This window comes from Vibrio sp. 1402 (genome assembly GCF_033340275.1).
Window position 1 is genome coordinate 1 of the sequence record NZ_JAWOWE010000468.1, and the last position, 592, is coordinate 592.

Consider the following 592-nt stretch of genomic DNA (forward strand, 5'->3'; position numbering starts at 1 on the left):
TCCAACGCTACGCGATTACTGGAGTGACTTTTTGGGCAAGGCACAAAACAGCTTTTTGTTTTCTAATGTGCGCGACCATAATCAGCCTGCAGTAAATGAAGAAGTGGCTCCTCAACCTGCGCCGATTGTTCTTCAGCCAGAAGCTCAAAAACTGTATGACGAGTTAAGCGGTAAGATCGGTGAAGTGATCCATACGGGTGGCTGGGTTCATGTATCTCAAGAGCGTATCAATCAATTTGGTGCGGTAACAGAAGATATGCAATGGATTCATACTGACCCAGAGCGTGCATCTGTTGAATCACCTTTTAAAACAACCATTGCGCATGGTTTCCTGACGTTGGCTCTACTGCCTAAACTGACGGACTCAGTTGATGCGGATAAACCATTATTTCCGACAGCGAAATTGGTTGTGAATCTAGGTTTGAACCAAGTACGTTTTCCTTACCCAGTTAAAGCTGGTAACAACGTGCGTGCAGTAAGTACACTGACTAAAGTAACGCCTATCAAGAAAGGTTTAGAGATCGAGCGTGAAATCAAAGTGGAAATTGAAGGCGTAAGACGCCCAGGTGCGGTAGTGGTATCTGTGATTCAA

1 protein-coding gene is annotated in these 592 nt (G+C 44.9%); it reads left to right on the forward strand.

What is annotated here, in order from left to right; translation table 11 throughout:
* A partial coding sequence (locus R7044_RS26715) for a MaoC family dehydratase (protein ID WP_225456173.1) occupies window positions 1–592 on the forward strand: 592 nt, incomplete at both ends.